The organism is Adhaeribacter rhizoryzae, from assembly GCF_008629685.1.
In the GTDB taxonomy this organism is placed as follows: Bacteria; Bacteroidota; Bacteroidia; order Cytophagales; family Hymenobacteraceae; genus Adhaeribacter; species Adhaeribacter rhizoryzae.
On the sequence record NZ_VWSF01000006.1, the window covers coordinates 58,813 to 80,329 of the forward strand.

General features: G+C 44.0%; 17 protein-coding genes. 6 read left to right on the top strand and 11 right to left on the bottom strand.

From position 1 onward, the window contains the following. The first annotated feature begins 61 nt into the window (after positions 1–61). The gene (locus F0145_RS10015) at positions 62–949 is read left to right on the top strand and encodes an alpha/beta hydrolase (RefSeq protein ID WP_223815950.1); all 888 of its coding nucleotides are present in this window, start codon (positions 62–64) and stop codon (positions 947–949) included. Positions 950–1,039: 90 nt separating this feature from the next. Further along, entirely contained in the window at positions 1,040–2,230 is a 1,191-nt protein-coding gene (locus F0145_RS10020; RefSeq protein WP_150088274.1) for a class I SAM-dependent rRNA methyltransferase, read from the top strand. 96 nt (positions 2,231–2,326) lie between these two features. Here F0145_RS10020 and F0145_RS10025 read toward each other — a convergent pair whose 3' ends face one another. The 10 genes from F0145_RS10025 to typA form a co-directional block, all read right to left on the bottom strand. Continuing rightward, the gene (locus F0145_RS10025; protein WP_150088275.1) at positions 2,327–3,334 is read right to left on the bottom strand and encodes a hypothetical protein; all 1,008 of its coding nucleotides are present in this window, start codon (positions 3,332–3,334) and stop codon (positions 2,327–2,329) included. Positions 3,335–3,896: 562 nt separating this feature from the next. After that, entirely contained in the window at positions 3,897–7,211 is a 3,315-nt protein-coding gene (locus F0145_RS10030) for an amidohydrolase family protein (protein ID WP_150088276.1), read from the bottom strand. 103 nt (positions 7,212–7,314) lie between these two features. Next, complete coding sequence (locus F0145_RS10035) at positions 7,315–8,913, bottom strand: glycosyltransferase family 39 protein (protein WP_150088277.1); 1,599 nt, start codon at positions 8,911–8,913, stop codon at positions 7,315–7,317. Positions 8,914–8,931: 18 nt separating this feature from the next. Further along, a complete protein-coding gene (locus F0145_RS10040) occupies positions 8,932–9,480 on the bottom strand; it encodes a sugar O-acetyltransferase (protein ID WP_150088278.1) in 549 nt (182 codons plus the stop codon). Positions 9,481–9,557: 77 nt separating this feature from the next. Beyond that, entirely contained in the window at positions 9,558–11,255 is a 1,698-nt protein-coding gene (locus tag F0145_RS10045; RefSeq protein ID WP_150088279.1) for a GMC oxidoreductase, read from the bottom strand. A gap of 61 nt (positions 11,256–11,316) precedes the next feature. Continuing rightward, the gene (locus tag F0145_RS10050; RefSeq protein WP_150088280.1) at positions 11,317–11,901 is read right to left on the bottom strand and encodes a gluconate 2-dehydrogenase subunit 3 family protein; all 585 of its coding nucleotides are present in this window, start codon (positions 11,899–11,901) and stop codon (positions 11,317–11,319) included. 364 nt (positions 11,902–12,265) lie between these two features. After that, positions 12,266–13,288 carry an MlaD family protein gene (locus F0145_RS10055; protein ID WP_150088281.1) on the bottom strand — a complete coding sequence of 341 codons (1,023 nt, stop codon included), beginning with the start codon at positions 13,286–13,288 and terminating at the stop codon, positions 12,266–12,268. Then, on the bottom strand, positions 13,289–14,062 hold the full coding sequence (locus tag F0145_RS10060) for an ABC transporter ATP-binding protein (protein ID WP_150088282.1): 774 nt from the start codon (positions 14,060–14,062) through the stop codon (positions 13,289–13,291). A 12-nt stretch (positions 14,063–14,074) separates the two neighbouring features. Beyond that, entirely contained in the window at positions 14,075–14,887 is an 813-nt protein-coding gene (locus F0145_RS10065) for an MlaE family ABC transporter permease (RefSeq protein WP_150088283.1), read from the bottom strand. A 375-nt stretch (positions 14,888–15,262) separates the two neighbouring features. Further along, positions 15,263–17,074: a translational GTPase TypA gene (gene typA / locus F0145_RS10070; RefSeq protein WP_150088284.1), complete on the bottom strand. Its 1,812-nt coding sequence runs from the start codon at positions 17,072–17,074 to the stop codon at positions 15,263–15,265. Between the two features lie 207 nt (positions 17,075–17,281). Here typA and msrB point away from each other — a divergent pair, with 207 nt between their 5' ends. The 3 genes from msrB to F0145_RS10085 all read left to right on the top strand — a co-directional run bounded on the left by msrB (position 17,282) and on the right by F0145_RS10085 (position 18,550). After that, positions 17,282–17,821, top strand: coding sequence for a peptide-methionine (R)-S-oxide reductase MsrB (gene msrB / locus F0145_RS10075; protein WP_150088285.1), 540 nt, complete (start codon positions 17,282–17,284; stop codon positions 17,819–17,821). A gap of 79 nt (positions 17,822–17,900) precedes the next feature. Then, the gene (locus F0145_RS10080; protein ID WP_223815952.1) at positions 17,901–18,173 is read left to right on the top strand and encodes a hypothetical protein; all 273 of its coding nucleotides are present in this window, start codon (positions 17,901–17,903) and stop codon (positions 18,171–18,173) included. 47 nt (positions 18,174–18,220) lie between these two features. After that, positions 18,221–18,550 carry a hypothetical protein gene (locus F0145_RS10085; RefSeq protein ID WP_150088286.1) on the top strand — a complete coding sequence of 110 codons (330 nt, stop codon included), beginning with the start codon at positions 18,221–18,223 and terminating at the stop codon, positions 18,548–18,550. Between the two features lie 166 nt (positions 18,551–18,716). Here F0145_RS10085 and F0145_RS10090 read toward each other — a convergent pair whose 3' ends face one another. Beyond that, positions 18,717–19,250 (bottom strand): hypothetical protein, encoded by a 534-nt coding sequence (locus tag F0145_RS10090; RefSeq protein WP_150088287.1) that lies wholly within the window; start codon positions 19,248–19,250, stop codon positions 18,717–18,719. 204 nt (positions 19,251–19,454) lie between these two features. Here F0145_RS10090 and metG point away from each other — a divergent pair, with 204 nt between their 5' ends. Next, complete coding sequence (gene metG / locus F0145_RS10095) at positions 19,455–21,491, top strand: methionine--tRNA ligase (RefSeq protein WP_150088288.1); 2,037 nt, start codon at positions 19,455–19,457, stop codon at positions 21,489–21,491. The last annotated feature ends 26 nt before the right edge of the window (positions 21,492–21,517 follow it).

Genomic DNA, 21,517 nt, shown 5'->3' on the forward strand with positions numbered 1-21,517 from the left:
TAATAACTCAAAAGTTGGCGGATTAAATGCGGCTAATATTTAAGTGCTGCATCACTCTTGGGTGAAGTTTACTGTTTTGGCACCCGAGAAAAGTCAGGAAAAATTACTTTACTTTTTCAGTAATCGCCGTATTCCCGAATGCCGGATTTCTATGTTGAAGGTTAGTATAATAATGCTTTGCCTGGTAGCCGGAATATTCCTGATCCTGATGGGCGTAGTTTTTTGGGTGCAGGATAGGTTAATATTTTTTCCGGAGAAGGTACCGGTTGCTTACCGCTACCCGTTTCAGCAGCCATTTAAAGAAATATATTTAAATACGCCCGATGGTAACCAAATACATGCGCTGCATTTTAAGGCTAAACAACCCAAAGGAGTTATGCTTTATTTTCATGGCAACGCCGGCAGTTTGCGTTCGTGGGGTTATTTAGCCGAAGAATTGCTGGTTTACGGCTACGATGTGTTTATGCCCGATTACCGCAGCTTTGGTAAAAGTACCGGAAAATTAAGCCCTGATAATTTATACCAGGATGCGCAATTAACTTATGATTATCTGCGGCAAAGCTTTTCGGAAGAACAAATAATAATATTTGGCCGCTCTATTGGAACCGGTGTGGCTACCAAACTGGCCTCCGATAATAAACCGAAGCAACTCTTGTTAGAAACACCTTTTTATAATTTTGCCGATGTCGCCAAAACCCATTATCCTTATTTGCCCGTTTCGGCTTTGTTAAAATATACATTCCGCTCCGATAAATGGATAAAAAAGGTAAGCTGTCAGGTTTATATTTTCCACGGTACCGCCGATGAAGTTGTACCTTTTAGTTCCGGCAAAAAATTGGCGCAATTGCTAAATAACTCCAATAACCTGGTAGTAATTAAAGGCGGCGGACATAATAATTTAAGCAGTTTTCCGGTTTACCGCGAAGCTTTAGCCAGAATTTTAAAGTAAATCTGCCATTTAGGTTTAACCAACCAGCGCCGGAATTTTTTGAATAAATAACCGTACCTTTGCCGCCGGAAATAATTTAAATTTTTGTAGATGAAAGAATTTGCCCGCGTAATCCTGCACGGCGGAAAAGACCATTCGCTGAAGCGCCGCCACCCCTGGGTTTTTTCCGGGGCTATTAAAAAAATACAGGGCGAAGTAGCAGAAGGCGAAGCTGTAGAAGTATTTAGTGCCGGCGGCGAATATTTGGGCACCGGTCATTACCAACCCGGCGGTTCTATTGCCGTGCGGATATTTTCTTTTGAGCGCGTAGAACTTAATTTTAATTTCTGGAAAGAAAGAATAAACCAGGCTTACACCTACCGGCGGGCATTAAATTTTATAGAAAATAACAATACCAATGTGTACCGGCTGGTTTTTGCCGAAGGAGATAGTTTGCCCGGCCTGGTAGTAGATGTGTATAATAATACCGCCGTAATGCAATGCCACACCATTGGCATGTACCGCATCCGCGAAACCTTAGCCCAGGCCATTGTAGAAGTAGGTGCGCCCACCATTACAGCCGTTTACGATAAAAGCGCCGAAACCCTGCTGGCCAAAGCTGCCGCCCAAGCAACCAACGGTTACCTGATTGGGGAAGCCACCGACAGCCAGGTAGTACAGGAAAATAATAATAAATTTACGGTAGACTGGGTGCACGGACAAAAAACCGGCTTCTTCATCGATCAGCGCGAAAACCGCTCTTTGCTGGCGCAATATTCCCAAGGCAAATCGGTACTGAATACCTTTTGCTATACCGGCGGGTTTTCTATTTATTCGCTTAATGCCGGGGCAAGTTTGGTGCATTCCGTGGATAGTTCTAAAAAAGCCATTGAACTCACCGATAAAAATGTTGAACTAAACGGTACTGCCGATCGGCACGAATCTTTTGCGGTTGATACCTTTTCTTTCCTGAAAGAAAACCCGGCTACGTACGATATAATTATCTTGGACCCACCGGCTTTTGCCAAGCACCAGAACGTGCGGCACAATGCCGTTATGGGTTATAAACGCCTAAACGTTGAAGGTATAAAACACATTAAACCCAGCGGTATTTTATTTACTTTTTCCTGCTCGCAGGTTGTAGACCGGTATTTATTTAACAATACGGTTATGGCCGCTGCTATTGAAGCCGGCCGCAATATTAAAATTATGCACCAACTCAGCCAGCCCGCCGATCACCCGGTAAGCATTTACCATCCCGAAGGGGAATATTTAAAAGGTTTGGTATTGTATGTAGAGTAGCATGTTTTACCTATTAATTTAAATTTGCTAACATTGAAAAAGGCGGACGGTATTAACCGGCCGCCTTTTTTATTAGTTTATGTTTTATTTACAAGACTATACAATAGGCACAATGGCGCCGCAATGGAACTTTTGTATATAATCGTCTAAAGTTTTGGCCGCGTTTTTTAAGTTAGTGGTACCAGTATTAAAGGACTTGGTATTAATGTTAGCGGGCGTGGCTAATTTGCCGGTATAAAAAGTATCTATAAAGGCTAAAGCTTGCGCAACTGAAAGGCCAGTAGTGGAATCAACCCATGATAAATTTACAGCTTTGCCGCTGGCAATACTTAACTTAATGGCACTGGCTTGTAAAAAGGCCATTTTCGCATCGGTCATACCAGTTTTGGCATTTGAAGTACGGAAAATATCGCGGGCTACTTCTTTGCAATACGTATTAGAACCTAATATTACAGAACCGTTAGGGCATTCAAGCGTGCTGTTTGGCCATTCTACATTAGGCTTAGCAAAATAATATCCTAATGAGAAAGAACAACCATCTTCGGTTGGAGGAGGTGTAGTGCAATCTTTAACAGTATAGGTAAAATAACGGGAGTGCGGGTAGCCGCTTAAATCAAAAGACAAAGTACCGGCCCAAGCTTGTCCATTACCCTGAACAGTTGCTAAAGCAAAAATATTTAACACATTGCCCGGAACTGCTGCAATATCGCTTAAAGGAACCGTCATCGTAGATAAGCTAATATTGTCAGAGGCTAAGAAATCTCTATCAAAAGCATATTTTGGCGAAGGATTGATTGCGGTTGGGTCCTCCAAAAAGCCAACCTGCGTCTTAATTAATTTTTCTCCGTTACCGGTTATAAAGGTTATATAAATATTGTTTGCATCCTGGCATACCGTTACAGAGCCTACTAAACTTAAACTAGGACTACTTTCGGAACCTGTAATTTTGTTTAAATCTAGGTTCGTGCATTGGGAGCAATCATCCAAAGAATTTGAGGTACTTGAAACAGGCGCCACACCAGATAGTTGGTCGTCTTTGGAACAGGAGAGGAAGAAACAACAAAACAATAGGGTAAAGAGCGAATGTTTGAATAAATTTTTCATTTGTGTGGAGGTTTTGGGGTTTAGAATATGAATAAATAAATAGTTTGTTAAGTAAACGGCACAGCAAAATAGCGCCAGCATGCTTACGCACTGGGTTTAAAAGCTTACTAAAACAATTTATTTGGTTAAGGGTAGTAATAGAGTCCCAAAGGGGCTTCTAAAATATAGGGTAGGTTAAATTAGCAGTTTTATAGCTGCTACTTTATTGCTCAAGATAAATAATTAAGCAGAAAAAACAATAATATATAATTAAAATATTTTTGGTTATTATTTTATTGATAATATTTAAGCTAATTCATATATTAATATATTTTGATTTATAAAGCCAACATGCGCATTTATCTTTTTATCAATTTTTAAATAATATATTATAGATTGGATTTGTAGCCTTACTGAGTAGCCTTTTTGTTACTATTTTGGTTGAAAGTAACTTGCAGAAATATTAAAGACGAAATAGTAATTAATTAAGGCGAGTGTAGGTAAAAAATAAACCCTGAAGATTCTAACTCCAGGGTTTACAGAAAATTATTGCTCTTAAAACAACTTAATCAATAACTATGTTTTAATGCCGACCGTGGCAACTGCATTGTTCGCCGGCAATGCCCAGCGAATGCACATCCATACCTTCGGTAAACGGAAAGGAGCCACTTACTTTCGGGTTCTCCCAGTAAAACGGCGTTGGTTTTTTATTGTAATTGCCCGTTTCCTGCATGGTAGCCGCATCGTACAAGCGGCCGTTTACCATGGTATAAACCACGCCTTCGGAGTGCTGAATATTTTCCAGCGGATTTTTATCCAGTACAATCAGGTCGGCTAATTTGCCGGTTTCCAATGATCCAATTTCTTTCTCCATGCCTAAATATTGCGCGCCGTTCAGGGTAGCAGCACGTAAAGCTTCGTGGTTGCTTAGGCCGCCTTGTTGCAGCATCCACAACTCCCAATGCGCACCTAAACCTTGTAACTGACCGTGCGCGCCCAAATTAATTTTTACGCCTTGGTCAGCTAATTTTTTACAAGCTTGTGAGGTTAACAAGTGGCCGTTGGCGTATTCTTCATCGGGCACTAAGGTAACCCGACGCGAGCGGCTATCGATAAAAGAACGCGGCATAAACCGTTGTAGCCGGTCTTTATCCCAAACGTTGGTTTTCTGGTACCAATAATATTCACCGGAGTTGGCGCCGTAATTTACAATCAGGGTAGGCGTGTAAGCCGTATTGCTGGCTTTCCAAAGCGAAACTACATCGTTGTAAAAAGGGGCAATGGGAATATTATGTTCAATGCCGGTGTGGCCATCCAGAATCATGGTCATGTTATGGAAAAAAGTAGAGCCGCCTTCCGGCACCACGGCCATGCCCAACTCCCGGGCAGCCTGAATAACCTGCTGGCGCTGTTCCCGCCGGGGCTGGTTATAGCTTTTCACCGAAAAGCCACCCATAGATTTAATGCGGCGTAGGTGTGAGCGGGCATCGTCCAGGCTGTTGATTACCGCTTTAAAATTACCATCAGCGCCGTACAGTACTGTACCCGTAGAGAAAATGCGGGGGCCAACCATAGTGCCGGCTTTTACCATTTCGGATTGGTTAAAAACCTGCTCGGTGCTCGAAGAGGGGTCGTGGGTAGTAGTAACGCCATAAGCCAGATTGGCATAATAAGACCATTGCTTTTGCGGGCTCATACCGGTCCGGAAAGTACCCAGGTGCGCGTGCACATCTACAAAACCCGGCATAATGGTTTTGCCTTTCGCATCAATGGTTTTGGTACCGGCTGGTACCGTTACCTGGTCGGCTGGACCAACGGCTACAATCCGGTTCCCTTCTACTACCAACGTGCCGTTCTGAATTACTTCATCGCTTTTCATGGTAATAATTCGGGCATTGGTAAAGGCTATTTTACCTTGCGGTACATCGGTATTCAGTACCAGGTTAATTTTTAAACCGGTAGAATCGAGGGGAGGTATTTTAGTAACGGCACCCGGAATAAAGGTAAAGCGGTTTTTCAGGTCGTTCGTAAAATATTCCTCGCCCAATAACCAGTGCAGTTTTTGGCTGTCGCGGGACCAGTGCAGGCTGGTGCCGGCATCGCGGGTTACGCGGGTCATGGGAATAACTTTACTATCGGCACTAATTTCTAAACCCTTGCCCGTAGCTGTTAAGGGCACAATGTAAACGTTAAATAATTCGGTAAAAGCTACCCATTTATTATCGGGGCTCGGAACAAACTGGCTGGCGTATTTCGAAAATAAATGCGTAACAGGTTCCTGCCCATTCAGGTTTACACTTTTTAAGGTATAATTGCCGCCTTCGTATGCTGAGAAGTAAATGCGTTGACCGGTTTTGTCGAATATTGGGTTATTGCCGCTTTTCTGTAGCAGGGTTGGGTTACCGCCTTTAGCCGGCAGCCAATAAATACCGGTGTTTTTACCAAAAGCATAGCCCTGGTGATCGTTGCCACCCGTTTTGCTGAAAACAATTTTTTGGCCGTCCGGTGAAAAGGAGGGCGTTTCGTAAAAGCCTTTTTCGGGCGTTAACTTCTGGGGTTTGCTGCCGTTCAGGTCTGTTTTGTAGATGGCGCTTAAATTTTCGTCGTTCCAGGTAGCATACACAATGCTTTTACCATCGGGGCTAAAAGCGGGATAATATTCAAAATCGGTGCCTTTGGTTAGTCGGACGGGTTGGCCGTTGGGGAGTTGTTTTTTATACAGGTAACCGGCAGCGCTAAACACCAAATATTTGCTATCGGGCGAAGTTACGGCGTGCCGAATGGCTTTGGCCGTAAAGTTTTTCGGCGCTATGCCTTCGGAACCAAAGTTATATTTAACGGCATCGGTAATCTGGTGCTTCGATTGCACCCGGAAAGGTATTTCGGTAACTTTATTTGGCTGGTCTATTGCTACTTTCTGAATTTTACCTTTGGCCCAAATAATAATATTTTTGTTATCGGGTGTCCAGGCGTAATTAGGATACACCCCAAATATTGCCCAGGCTTCCTGCTGGTCTTTATCCAGGTTATCGTAAACGGGCCATTCTTCGCCGGTGCTTAAGTTATGTATAAACAACACCGATTTGGTACGCACCCGTCGCACAAAAGCTAATAATTTACCATCGCGCGAAATTTGCGGCCGCACCGCACCGCCTGTTCCGGTTACCACGTTTTCGATGTCGCCGGTATTGCGGTCTACCCGCCGGATCATGTAAATCAGGCCATTGGGATCTTTGTTGTACTCAAAAGTATTACCGCCGCTCATGTCCTCGCTGTAATATACGTAACGGCCATCCGGCGACACATTGGGCTCACCTGCATCCTGTTGGTCGTTTTTGCGCTTGGTTAACTGAATGCCAGAGCCGCCCGCAATGTGGTAAGCCCATATTTCGCCGGCGCCCAGCGAGCGGGTGGCGGTAAAATGCTTGCGGGCTATTAAATATTGCCCGTCCGGCGACCAGGAAGCATTATTCAACAGCCGGAAATTTTCTTTGGAAACTGCACGCGCATTGGAGCCATCCCGGTTCATCACCCAGATATTATCGCCGCCATCCCGGTCGGAGGTAAACGAAATAAACTTGCCATCAGGGCTGTAGCGGGGTTGCACTTCGTAAGATCGGCCGCCAGTTAATAATTTAGCTTCGCCACCAGTAATCGGCAAGCTGTAAATATCGCCCAGCAAGTCAAATACAATTTCCTTCCCGTCCGGACTTACATCCAGGTTCATCCAGGTTCCTTCGGTGGTAGTAAAACTTACTTCTTTAGATGGGCCGTGGGCGGCTTCTACCTGCCATTTTTTAGGGTCGGGGGTAGTTGGTTTTTTATCCTGGGCAATGGCAGCAACAGAACCAGACAAGGCAAGCACACCAGCCAGGAAAGCGTAAAAAGATTTAGACATTAAATATTTAAATAGAAGGTGGTTAAGAATGCAAAGCCAAAATTAAGTAAATCTGAATTGATAAATAAACTCAGGTATATTTTTAAACCTAAAGTGGCTAAAACTAATTTTTATAACCAAAAACTGCCTTCTTTTCTTTAATCCGGTTATTTACAATATCTATAATTTGCTGGTCTGCGCCGGTTAAAACTATTACCGACGTTCCTTTTTCGCGGGCTAAAGAGTCGGATATTCTACCAATATTTTTTATGCTGCGGAAAAGCTTCTGGTGTTCCGGATCTGGCGTGTCACCTACCAGAATTACGTTCCGAAAAGTTAAAGGCTGGGGAAGCCAAAGCAGATAACTGGCGTTTTCGGCGTGGGCCGGTGGTAAGTTAGCTTTTCGGCCGTAGTAGTTAATTGCCCCGGCCTGACCATAATTATCGCATAAAATAATGGTTTGTTGGCGTTGATTCGGCGGTATTTGGGCATAGGCTTTCGCCACGAGGTCGGTTAGTTCCTGCCAACCCAGCATATCGGCGTAATCCTGGGGGAGTTGGTGGTTCTGGCCATCTTCCCAGCGCAAGATGCCAAAATCTATAAATTTAGTAGCATAAGTTGCTGTGGCCAGTGGCGAAAGTACCGGTAAAACCAACGGAAATACTGGAAACAGGAAAAAAAATGGAAATGCCAATAGCACCGGCCGCAGCCAATATTGCCAGCTTTGTTGGGTAATTTTCTCCCAACTCACACTGCCAATTGCAATTAATATGGGGTATAAACCCAGGGTATAATAATTTTTCCCTTGCAAGCCAATCAGCAGCCCCATTACTACCAGAAATATTATTCCCAGAAGCACGTAGGGTTTTCCCCAACGGCTCAGGAAAAGTGCGCCTAAACCCAACGGCCAAACAGGCAAAGCACCAATGCACATAATAATTTGGTCTTTCAGGAAATCGCCGAGGGCTACGTGTTGCAGTTGCCGTTCCTGCAATTCGCGCATGTGCGTAAAAAAAGGCAGGTCATGTTGCAATTGCCAGATTAAGTTGGGCAAAACGAGAACTGCCGTAAGCAGCGTGGTCCAGTAAAATACTTTCTGCCGGAATAATTGGCGGTAACGCGTCAGCAGAAAGCCTACTAAGGTGCCAATGATGAAAAAGCCAACGGTATACTTATTTAGCAGCCCAATGGCCAGGGCAAAACCTAAGGCATATAAATAATTATTTTTGTTTGTCTGAATAAACCGGATCAGTAAATAAAAATAAAGTGTCCAGAGCAGTATATCCAGTGAGTTAGGTTGAAACAATAAATTGAGCCGCAGGTACGCCGAAAATATAAAACAAACACCAGTTAAAAGAAGCGCGAAAGTACCGCCCCCGAGTTTCTGCACCGTTTTACCCATCACGTATAAGGTAAGCGCGCCAAACAAAGCCGGCCAGAATTTAACCCAAAAAATATTATTGCCCATTAGTTGCGTAAACCAAGCCAGAACCGAAATAACCGGCGGCACTTCCAAGAATCCCCAGGCCAAGTGCTTACCTTGATCCAGGTACAAATATTCGTCGCGGTGGAGCTGGTAAGCTGGGTTCAGGAATAAATATTGGATGGTGAACTTGGCCAAGGTTAAGTACAGCAGTAATCTGGTGCTGAATACTCGTCCTGCGTTTTCTACAGTCGGATTACTTTCACGAGGCTTGGGTTGGGCGTTAACGGAGGGTTGCATAAAGGCTTATTCTTTAACCTATAATTGTTTTATTACCCGGGCCGGGTTACCCGCCACCACTACCTTATCCGGAATATTTTTGGTAACTACGCTGCCGGCCCCAATAACCACATCGTTGCCAATGTTAACGCCGGGGCAAATAACCGAGTGGCCACCAATCCAGACATTATCGCCAATGGTAATGGGTTTGCCAAACTCCCGGCCGGAAATTCGCTCCTGCGCATCCAGCGGGTGTGTGGCAGTATAAATTTGTACATTGGGTGCCAGAAAAGCGTTTTTGCCAAAACTAACCCGGCATACATCTAAAATAACACAATTAAAATTGGCGTAAAAATTTTCGCCGAAACTAATATTGTAGCCGTAATCGCACTGAAAAGCGGGTTCTATGTAGCAAGTAGTTTCGGAACGGAATAATTTGGCGAGGATTTGCCGGCGTTTTTCGGTTTCATCGGGATGGCTGTGGTTGTAATCGTAAAGTATTCTGCGGGCACTTAACCGGTCCGCTAATAATTCGGGGTCGTTGGGGTTGTACATACCACCCACCAGCATTATTTCTTTTTCACTCATAAGTTTTATTTTGGGTTTAATATAAAAAAGCAAAGCCGACTTATTAGCCGGCTTTGCTTTTTTATAATGAATTAATATTAAATATTATTCTTCTTTAACTCTTTTACGGCGTGGTCTACGGCGCGGGCGGTTAAAGCCATGTAAGTAAGCGATGGGTTTACGCAGGAAGCCGAAGTCATGCAGGCGCCATCGGTAACGAATACGTTGGGTGCTTCGTGTACCTGGTTAAAGGCGTTCAGCACCGAAGTTTTGGGGTCGCGGCCCATGCGGGCGGTACCCATCTCGTGAATAGCTAAACCAGGGTAAGAGCCGGCATCGTAGGTTTTTACGTTTTTCAGACCGGCCGCTTCCAGCATTTCGGCCGCATCGTTGGCCATATCTTTCCGCATCTTCATCTCGTTTTCCTTAAACTCGGCATCGAAGGTTAACGTTGGCTGCCCCCACTTGTCTTTTACGTCTTTGTTCAGGGTTATTTTATTTTCGTGGTAAGGCAAACATTCGCCGAAGCCACCCAGGCCCATTTTCCATTTGCCTGGTTTGGTCATTGCTTCTTTAAAGTCGGCACCAAAGCCCATCTCGGCTACGGCGCGCTGCCAACCATCGCGGCTGCCGCTGCCCTGGTAACCAAAGCCGCGAACATAATCGCGCTTATCGTTACCAATATTGCGGTAGCGGGGTACGTAAATACCATTAGCCCGGCGGCCAAAATAATATTGGTCAGCAAAATCATCAGATTCGCCGGAAGCGCCGGTCCGGAAGTGGTGGTCCATTAAATTATGGCCCAACTGACCGCTGGCATTACCAAAGCCATTTGGGAACCGGTTAGAAGTAGAGTTCATCAGAATCCAGGTACTGCTCAGGGCCGAGGCGTTTACGAAAATAATCTTGGCGTAATATTCAGTCATCTGGCCAGTATTAGAATCGATTACCCGTACGCCGGTGGCTTTGTTTTTTTTCTCGTCGTAGATCAGTGAGTTTACAATCGAGTCGGGGCGCAACGTTAAATTACCGGTTTTAACCGCTGCCGGCAAAGTAGACGATTGGGTACTGAAATAAGCACCGTAAGGGCAGCCCCGGCTACACAAGTTCCGGTACTGGCAGGAGGCCCGGCCATTTAAAGGCTTGGTTAAGTTAGCTACCCGGCCCATGGTAATTTTCCGGCCCGGAAATTTGCTTTCAACCACCTTTTTTACTGATTTTTCAATGCAGTTAAATTCCATGGGTGGCAAGAATTGCCCATCGGGTAATTGTGGCAGGTTTTCGACCTGGCCGCTGATACCCACGTATTTTTCAACGTAGTCGTACCAAGGGGCAATATCTTTGTAGCGAATCGGCCAATCAGTGGCAATACCTTCTTTCAGGTTGGCTTCAAAATCAATATCGCTGAGGCGGTACGATTGTCGGCCCCACATAATAGATTTACCACCCACAATATTGCCCCGGAACCAGTCAAATCGCTTTTTCTCGGTATACGGCGAATCTTTATCGTTGATCCAGTAGCTTTCGTTGTGTTCGTTATAAGGGTAGTCGCGGCTGATATAAGGATGCGATTCGCGCTGCTTTTGGGTAATGCGGCCCCGGTATTTAAAATCCCAGGGATCTTTCATGGCGGTGGTATAATCTTTAACGTGCTCCAGCTTATGACCGCGTTCCAGCATTAAAGTTTTCAGGCCTTTTTCGGTAAGTTCTTTGGCGGCCCAGCCTCCGCTAACGCCGGAACCAATTACAATGGCATCGTATGTATTTTGAGCTTGTGCTCTTAAATTAAGGTTCATGAATAAAATTTTAATTAACAGGGTGGATAAAAAGAGAAAAGCTGTTGGGCTGCCGGTTTAATCAGGTTGCCCAGGTTTTCTGTCCCGGTTTCAAAGGTTCGCAGGGGCGGTAAGCACCCGGTACCGCTATGTAATTAAGGGCTTTGGTAGCACCAATTTCAGAAGTAAAGTAGCCGGTTACCGTCATTTCTTTAATCATCTGGAAGAACGGGGCGGGGGCGGAGGGCTGGCTGGCTCTTAAAGCGCGGGCATCGGTCTCGGCTTTTTTCAACAACTCGGTTTGCTGCGCTTTGCTGATAGCTAAAAAGCCTTTGCTGTAAGCCTTTTTGGCATCGTTGTCTAATTTATCTAAGCCGCTAAAAAATCTTTTTTGATCTTGCTCCGGATAACAATCGGTTATGAGTACATTAATAAATTCGGGTACTTTGGCGGCCTTGGCACCCGGGGTTTTGGTAGTAGGAATAATCAATTCTGCAATTTCGGCAATCATTTTTTGCTGGTTATCGTTGGCCAGCGGCGAAATATAGCCGTCCGGAATATTGAGCAGGGTGTTGCCCTGGCCGTAAACCAAACCGGAAATGAGCGGGGCCGACAAGGTTACGCCCATAAGGGTAGCAACTTTAAAAATGGCTTCTCTGCGATCCATTAGAGATTAATTTGGAAGTGAAACAATTAATTTGGTGGACAAATATTAAGTAACAATATAGCGGTAATTTTTCTTTTTTAATAGTTGCGCTGCAAGAAAAGCAGAAAGAAATTACTGGAAATAGAGAAACAGCAGGCAAGAAACTGTACGCACACTATTTGCGAACTGGCGTTATTATTCCTAATTCTAAAGTTACAGACAATTTAATTGTTGATACTTCTGCAGCAAGAGCAACAGGCTAATTTATTAAAAGGCTAATCGGCTTAGGTAATTAAAAGCTAACAAACAGCTTTTGCGACAGGTTATAAAAACACAAACCCGTTAAAAGCTAGTCTTAACGGGTTTGTGTTTTTATAAAGAATAATTATTTTACTTTATCTAGTTGTTTTTCATCGCGGTTTTGTTGCCTGTCTTGTTGTTTGGCTTCGCGGGTGGCTTTACGTTTAAAATAGCCTCTTAGTAAAAAGTTGGTTTTTAAAGCTTCCAAATCTTCGTTCAGGTTTATCGAGCTTTTTTCGAGGTAAGTCATGGTATTTTTTAAACTGCCGGCAAACTCCGGGTCGTTTAACAAAACGCCAACGGCATTGTTGCTGTTTTCTAATTTGCGGGTGGTTTCGTTCAGCGTTTGGGTCATTTCGGCGGCAGCAGCCGATGTTTTTTCGAGTTGGGCCACCGAAGATCTAAGCTGGCTAAAAACTGTTGTATCGGTTAATAATTGGTTGGCTAAACCTTCGGGCGTATTTAACTTGGCGGTAAACCGCGATAAAGCCGTTGATGCTTGTAAAGTGGTAGCCGAGGTTTGCCGTAAATTACTAACTATCGAGCGGAAATTATCGGCCATGGTTGAATCGTTCAGGATAGCGCCCATGGTGCCTTGCCCTTGTACCAGGCGGTTGCTCAGGGTCTTAAAATCTTCGGTAATATTTACCAGGTTGGCATTGTTTTTTTGCAGCGTTTCCATCATTACGTCGGTGTCCAGGGCTTCTTCCGAGGCCAGCACGTCTTCGTTTTCGATGCTTGGAGTTTGGCGGGAGCCGCCGTAAATTTCAATAATTTTATTACCAATAAAACTTTCGGAACCCAGGCGGGCTTTGGCATCTTTCCGGATATACATTTGAGAAGCTTCCTCAATATTCATGGTAATGCGCACCTGCGATTCGCCGTGAAATTTTATTTCTTTTACCGTACCAATTTTTACTCCCGAAAACCAGACATTATTACCGGTTTTTAAGCCGGCCACATCGTCGAAAATGGCATAAACCCGAATGGTATCGACAAATCTTTTCTGCTGGCCGCCCAGCGTTAAAATGCCGGCAATAAATATTACCAGGGCCAGAAATATAAAAATACCTACTATTGTTAAACGTTTACTTTCTGCAGCTTTCATTTATTCTATAAAATTATAATCATAAAAGGCCTTTACCCGCTTATCGTCGGTGTTAAATACTTCTTCAAACGTACCCTGGCGTTGAAATTGTCCGTCCAGCAGCATTACTATCCGGTCGCCGGTGTCGCGGGCACAGGTAAGGTCGTGGGTAATAATAATAGAGGAAGTATTAAACCTTCGCTGTACTTCGTTAATTAAGTTGTTAATTTCAATACTGGTGATGGGGTCCAGGCCGGCGGTAGGCTCGTCGTAAAGCATAATTTCGGGCCGTAATATTAAGGTGCGGGCAATACCAATGCGCTTGCGTTGCCCACCCGACAATTCGGAAGGCATCTGGTTAATGGTTTGGGCCAAACCAACTGCATCCAGAACGGTCTCGATTAAATTATCAATTTCCTGCTGACTTAAATCGCGCGAGTGGCGCAAAAGCGGAAACTCCAGGTTTTCCCGTACGGTCATGCTGTCGTAAAGGGCACTGTTCTGGAAAGAAAACCCTATTTTTAACCGCAACTCGTCGAGCTCTTTGGATTTTAATTTGTTTACATCCTGGCCAAGCACATTTATCTGGCCTTTATCGGATTTTAACAGGCCGGCAATAATTTTAATCAATACCGATTTACCCGTACCGGAACGCCCCAACACCACCAGGTTCTCGCCCTGGTACAGATCCAAGTCTACGCCCCGCAATACTTTGTAATCTTCAAAAGCTTTTTTGAGGCCCCGGATGGAGATTACTTTGTTTTCTTTATTTATGTTCGGATTTGTCTTTTTCATTCCAATCGGATTTTAAAGAGCGCGGAGGGCATTAATGACCTGCATGGTTAGCAACTCTTCAATGAAAATAAGAACCATGGCCGTAACCACCGAGGAATTAGCTGCTTTGCCTACGCCTTCTGTGCCCTTAGAAGAATTGTAACCTTTGTAGCAACCTACCATACCAATAGTAAAACCAAAAAGAATGGATTTAAACAACGAGGCAAAAATATCCAGGAACGTAATCGCGTCAAAAACATCTACCATGAAGGTGGTAAAACTGGTTTGTTCGTTTTGGTGTATATTAATGTAGGCGCCCATGAGTGCTACAAAAACCGTATACATCATTAAAATGGGTATCATGAGCGTAGTGGCCAGCACCCGCGAAACTACCAGAAATTTATAAGGATTGGTAGCCGATACTTCCATCGCATCTATTTGCTCAGTTACCTTCATCGAACCAATTTCGGCCCCAATGCTGGAACCTACCCGGCCCGCCGCAATAATGGCCGTAACCAACGGCCCAAGCGCCCGCACAATGGCAATAGAGATTAAAGCGGGCAGCCACGAGGTTGCTCCAAATTCGGTGAGGGAAGGCCGGGATTGGTTGGTAAATACAATACCAATAATAAAACCGGTAAGCGAAATGAGCGGCAAAGAACGCAGACCAACCTCATAAAACTGTTTTATTATTTCTTTGAACTCATAAGGTGGTAGAAAAACCTCTTTAAAGAACCGTATAACAAATTTATACACATCGTAGAGGTTCTGAAACACCCTGTCCACTTTTCTGGAAATGAGATAGCGGCGTTTGGGTTGTTTAACTACAGGTTCTTCTGTATCCATCGGGTATTAGTAAGCCTAATGTTTGTTTAGGTAAATAAATATTGCTGGGTAGTCCGGACTAAAACTAAATAAAGTCTTACTTAAGCCACAATAATTATGTTTGAAATTGTAGTAAAAATCTTTTTTGCTGCTGCCAGCCAATGCCGCCGCGAATTTATAATATTATTGCGCGGCAACAAATTTTAAAACCGTTTCCGGATGTACGGAATAAATAGGTATAAGATAAGGTTAATTTTAGCCGAAATATATTAAATATTAGCCAGGCGAATTTTCTGCCGCAGCCTAAATGCTTACCCTAAACATTTCTTAGAACCAGGCAGAAATAAAAAAGGTACTGCCGGAGCAGTACCTTTAAATATTTAATCTAATAAGAAATTATTCTTCGTCGCGTTTCTCGTAACGTTTGCGGTCGTTCTCGTCGAGGTAAATTTTACGCATCCGGATGCTCTTAGGTGTAACCTCTAATAATTCATCCTTCTGAATATATTCCATAGCTTCTTCTAAAGAGAATTGCTTTTTCGGAACAATCTTCACGTTGTTATCAGAACCGGAAGCCCGCATGTTAGTCAGCTGCTTGCCTTTCTGAATATTAATGGTAATATCGTTGCCGCGGCTGTGCTCGCCAATTACCTGACCCGCATAAACTTCTTCACCCGGATCTACGAAGAATACGCCCCGATCCTGTAATTTATCGATAGAATAAGCGGTACCCGGACCAGTTTCCAGCGAAATAAGTGAACCATTAATACGGCCCGGAATCGGACCTTTATGCGGTTCGTAGCTGATAAAACGGTGGTTCATGATGGCTTCACCGGCGGTAGCGGTTAACACGTTGTTCCGCAAACCAATCAGGCCACGCGCCGGAATATTGAATTCCAGGTGCTGTAAGTCGCCTTTTGGCTCCATTATAGATAACTCACCTTTACGCTGCGTTACCAATTCTATTACTTTACCAGAGCTTTCTTCCGGCACATCTACTACCAGGTGCTCAATTGGCTCGTGGCGTTGGCCATCTATATCTTTAAATATTACCTGCGGCTGACCTACCTGAATTTCGTAGCCCTCGCGGCGCATGGTTTCTATTAACACCGACAAGTGCAGAATACCCCGGCCGTACACCAGGAAAGTATCTTCTTTATCGGTTTCTTCTACCCGTAAAGCCAGGTTTTTCTCAATTTCTTTGTATAAGCGGTCGCGCAGGTGGCGTGATGTAACAAATTTGCCTTCTTTACCAAAAAACGGAGAGTTGTTAATGGTAAACAACATGTTCATGGTCGGCTCATCGATGGAGATTCGGGCCAAAGCTTCGGGCATTTCGGCATCCGCAATGGTGTCGCCAATTTCAAAACCTTCTATACCGGTAAGCGCACAAATTTCGCCGGAAGAAACACTCGGAACTTTAACTTTTCCTAAGCCTTCGAATACGTGAATTTCTTTAATGCGCATTTTTTTAATAGTACCATCGCGCTTGCACAAGCTAATCGCTTCGCCTTCGGTTAAAGTACCGCGATGTACCCGGCCAATGGCAATCCGGCCCACAAAAGAAGAATAATCAAGCGAAGTAATTTGCATTTGCGGCGTACCATCTAAAGTAGGTGCAGCCGGAATTACATTTACAATAGCATCCAGCAAAGGCGTAATGTCTTCGGTTTTCTGCTGCCAGTCGGTGCTCATCCAGCCTTGCTTGCTGGAGCCGTACAGGGTTACAAAATCCAATTGATCTTCGGTAGCGCCCAGGTTAAACATCAGGTCAAAAACCTGTTCGTGTACTTCGTCGGGGCGACAGTTTTCTTTATCTACTTTATTTACCACCACAATTGGTTTTAATCCCAACGAAATGGCTTTGCTTAATACAAAACGGGTTTGTGGCATAGCGCCTTCAAAAGCATCTACCAGCAATAAAACGCCGTCGGCCATTTTTAAAACCCGTTCTACTTCCCCGCCAAAGTCGGCGTGACCAGGGGTATCAATAATATTGATTTTTACATCTTTATACCGAACCGAAACGTTCTTAGATACAATGGTTATACCTCTTTCCCGTTCCAGATCGTTGTTATCCAGAATCAGATCATCGAAGTGTTGGTGTTCGGAAAAGATTTTAGAGGCGTGGATGATTTTATCAACCAGGGTAGTTTTGCCGTGGTCAACGTGCGCGATAATCGCAATGTTTCGAATATTCTGACTCATTATTTTTTATTTCAGGCCGCAAAGGTACAAAAAAATAACTATACTAATAATAATTGGTTTTAAGCTTTGGGCTTTAGTTAAACTTAAAGGCTATTTTGGGCAAAAAAGTTCGTTGTTAGGCAAGGTTTGTGCATTTGAGCAAACTGAAATTGTTTAAACTGCCGTATGTTTTACCCGAAATATTAACTCTTAAAATATTTATATCTCATGAAAATAATACTGCAAATTTTACTGGGCTGCTTTTTAACCTTAACGGCCTGCGCCCAGCAACGCGAAAAAGAAAGCGGTACGGCTGCTTCGGGCGAAGCACCGTTGCCCAATAAAAAAGTAAAAGCTTTGAATCAGCAAAAAACAACTTATGCCGTAGTAAAAACCGAAGCCGAATGGCGGCAACAACTTACACCGGAGCAATTTGCGGTTAGCCGTGAAAAAGCAACCGAGCGGCCATTTGCGAATAAATACAATAACAACAAGCAAAAAGGTATTTATAAATGCATTGGCTGCGGACAGGAATTATTTAGTTCATCCACTAAGTTCGATTCGGGTACCGGCTGGCCCAGTTTTTATAAACCCTTGAATAACCAGGTAGTAAAAGAACTGCAAGATCTGGAATTGGGTATGGTACGCACCGAAGTAGTTTGCAGCCGCTGTGGCGGGCATTTGGGTCACGTATTCGACGATGGACCTAAACCAACCGGCCTGCGTTACTGCCTTAATTCGGCGGCTTTAGACTTTCAAAAAAAATAATACAATTTTATATAAGCTTTATGTATAACCTTTTGGTAGGGCCGGGCCGTATTAATAGTACAAATTCTAGTTAAAAAACATGGACCTGAGTTCAACCACAAATTTAGTACAAAGCACAGCGCAACTAATAATGGAAGCGTTCCGGCATTTTAACACGCCGGCCAACGAAGTATTATCTTACGACCAGTTGCTGCCCTTTTTGGATGAGCGAAGTGAGCATCAGCATTATAAAGATGCTTTGGTAGAAGCAGAATATCACCTGAGCAAAGAAGCCTATGCTACCCCAGACCCCAGCGGTTTGCGGTTGACGGAAGTAGGCTACAAAGCTTTGCAGGAGGGAAAAGAAGCCTAAGAGCTTTGTGTAAATGGTAAACTCGTTAGGTAAACAGAGAGGAGCAAATGAGCAAGGTAGATGGGCGGATAGGAAAGGCAGGGCAAGCTTTAATGGCAGGAGTTGGTTTGATAATGATGGCCTGTACTTCCGCCCGCGAAACTAACGAGTATAATGCGGCGGTCCCTAGCACCATCCAAAGTGATGCGGACCGTCGCGCCATTTATAATAATGCCGATACCAGACCTATAGCGCGGCCGCGTAGCATAAATAACCAGGCCAGCGAAATTAACCGGCAAAAAAATATTGAAGACCGCAGCGTTAATAACCCCAGTAATAACCCAACCGAAGTCCGGACTATGGAATTAGGCCGCCCCACAACCGATACCCTTCCGTAGCTATTATTTATTTTGTTCAGGAAAATTAATTATTCCTGATAAATGGTTATCCTCCTAATAGGCTAGGCTATTAAGATACAAAGCTAAATAGCTTGCCCGCATTAATCTTGGTTCTGCTTGCCGCATTTATTTTAAACAATCCATAATCTTAATAAAAGCTATTGCTTTAAATATTGCCGTTTTCTGGCGTAGTGGCGTTTGGTATTTTAGCGCTAGCCGGTTTTTTTGCGCTGGCAGCTTTTGTGTTTTCTACGGCAACGGCTGGCGTAACTTTGCTATTTCGGGTGCGGGAACTGTTCTTTTTAGCGGAATTGGGTATTAAATCAATTTGGTTTTCCTCGGTATCTGGTGTTTTAGGTATTTCCAGCAGTGCGTTGTCTCCGGCTTTATTGGCTGTCTTAGGGTCGGGGCTTGGCTGTTCTGCTTCGGGTAATGTAATTTCTTGTAGAGTAGGTTCCCCAGTTTTTAATACCTCCTGCAAAATTACTTCGGCACGCATTTTAATTTTTTGGCGGGCTTCTTTCATAATTTCTTTAATGGCCTTTTTGGTATCTTTTTTTACTTCTTTTAATACCTGCTTCATTTTCTTCTTAAACTCCCGTTCCAGTTGCTCCGATAAAGCAGGCAATAAATCTTCTTTGGTCACAACCTTCTTCTTGACGGATTTTTTCTGATCTTCTTTTTTCTCAGGTTTTTTCATTGCAGTAAGATAATATTTTAAATCTATCGGAGAATGCCCTTAAGATAAGTAAACCTAATGGGTTGAAGTATTGGGGTTAGCATTTATTAGCAGTTGCGTAGTTTACGATAGGGTAAAAAGTAATTTTTGTTAAAACCACACTTTAAATATTGGTAAGCCAACACTTAAGCCATTTACGTATATTTGCAACTTTAAACCTGCTTTATGACGAAAAACTATAAACGCTATACTGTTACGGCAGCGCTGCCTTATGCCAACGGGCCGGTGCACATCGGGCACTTGGCGGGAGTTTACCTGCCGGCCGATATTTATGTACGTTATTTGCGTGCGCAAGGTCGCGATGTTAAATTTGTTTGCGGCTCCGACGAACACGGCGTTCCTATTACCATCCGGGCCCAAAAAGAAAATTCGACCCCCCAACAGGTAGTAGATAAGTACCACCGGCTCATTAAAGATTCTTTTGCCGAATTTAATATTTCTTTTGATATTTATTCGCGTACCTCTAACCAAACGCACCATGAAACCGCCGCCGGCTTTTTCACCAACCTTTACGAGAAAGGCATTTTCGAAGAAAAAACTTCACAACAATATTTCGACGAAAAAAATCAACAATTCCTGGCCGACCGCTACATTGTGGGCACCTGCCCCAAGTGCGGCAACGAAAATGCGTACGGCGACCAATGCGAAAATTGTGGTTCCAGCTTAAACGCCACCGACCTGATAAATCCTAAAAGCATGCTCAGCGGCGAAAAGCCCGTGATGAAGGAAACCAAACACTGGTATTTGCCGCTGGATAAATACGAAGATTGGCTGCGCGAATGGATTGTGGAAGGGCATCAGGAATGGAAAGCCAACGTATACGGGCAGTGCAAAAGCTGGATAGACGGCGGCTTGCAACCCCGCGCCGTAACCCGCGATTTAGATTGGGGCGTACCCGTACCACTGGAAGAAGCCAAAGGTAAAGTGTTGTACGTGTGGTTTGATGCGCCCATTGGGTATATTTCGGCTACGAAAGATTTAACCCCCGACTGGCAAATCTACTGGCAAGACGAAGACACCAAATTGGTGCATTTTATTGGCAAAGATAATATTGTGTTCCATTGCATTATTTTCCCGGTAATGTTAAAGGCGCACGGCGATTATATTTTGCCCGACAATGTACCGGCCAACGAGTTTTTAAACCTGGAAGGCGATAAAATATCTACTTCGCGTAATTGGGCGGTTTGGCTGCACGAATATTTAGCCGATTTTCCGGGCAAAGCCGATGTGCTGCGTTACGTGCTTTGCGCCAATGCCCCCGAGAACAAAGACAACGATTTTACCTGGAAAGATTTTCAGGCCCGCAACAACAACGAGTTACTCGCCATTTTTGGTAATTTTATTAACCGGGCGGTAGTGCTCACGCATAAATATTTTAGTGGTAAAGTGCCGGCCAAAGCCGAGTTGCAAACCGCCGATGTAATGGTGCTGGATGAGTTAAAAGCTTTCCCCCAAACCATTGCAGATTTAATTGAAAGGTACCGGTTCCGGGAAGCACTTAGTGAATTAATGAACCTGGCGCGCTTAGGCAATAAATATTTAGCCGATACTGAGCCCTGGAAAATTATTAAAACCGACGAAGAACGGGTTAAAACCATTTTAAATATTGCCCTGCAAATTGCCGCGAGCTTAACCATTGTGGCCGAACCATTTTTGCCCGAAACTGCCCGTAAACTGGCCGCTATGTTGGGTATGAAACAAGACGAATGGGCCGCCGCCGGTGCTGCCGATTATTTAATAGCTGATCATCAGTTAGGAGAAGCGGCTTTGTTGTTCCAGAAAATTGAGGACGATACTGTGCAGGCGCAGGTGCAAAAACTTCTGGATACCAAAAAGGCCAATCAGCTAGCCAATGCTGTAGTGAGTCCGGCGAAGGAAAATATTTCTTTTGAAGATTTTTCGAAAATGGATATTCGTGTAGGCATTATTCTGGAAGCCGAGAAAGTGGCTAAAACCAAAAAGCTTCTGAAATTAAAAATTGACACGGGCCTTGACCAGCGCACCATTGTGAGCGGAATTGCCGAATATTTTGTACCCGAAGCCATTATTGGTCAGCAGGTATCGGTATTGGTAAATTTAGCGCCGCGCGAAATAAAAGGTATTCAGAGCCAGGGCATGATTTTAATGGCCGAAAATGCCGATGGTAGTCTGGCTTTTGTGCAACCTTCTACCGCAGTAAAACCGGGCAGCGGTATTTCGTAAAATAGATATTTCTGTAAAAAAAAGCT